General features: G+C 58.8%; 1 pseudogene. It reads left to right on the top strand.

From position 1 onward, the window contains the following. Window positions 1-175: pseudogene (locus KKP04_RS15670) on the top strand (IS5/IS1182 family transposase); the annotation flags it as partial. Window positions 176-323 lie beyond the last annotated feature (148 nt).

Here is a 323-nt window from a genome sequence, read left to right as displayed (position 1 = left end):
CACGGCGGAACATCCCTTCGGAACCATCAAGTTCTGGATGGGTTCGGCACACTTCCTGATGAAAAGGCTCGGCAATGTGAGGACAGAGATGTCGCTCCAGGTCCTGTCCTACAATATGAAGCGCGTCATGACTATCCTCGGCGTGCCCGGACTACTTCAGGCGATGCGGGCCTAAAAACTAAAGAGGAAGACTTGCTGCTCTCGTGGGGGCTCGACGCCGCTTCGAGGCTTGTTGCCCGCTTCCATAGCTTGATACCGGGCGTCATCGCGGATCCATCGCTCCAAGGCGGCTGCTGAACTGGCCGCGCCTGCCTTGGCCCTGT

The sequence above is a fragment of the Rhodomicrobium sp. Az07 genome (assembly GCF_018619475.1).
GTDB lineage: Bacteria > Pseudomonadota > Alphaproteobacteria > Rhizobiales > Rhodomicrobiaceae > Rhodomicrobium.
Note: the sequence above shows the minus strand (reverse complement) of the source record. Positions and strands in the feature narration are given on the sequence as shown.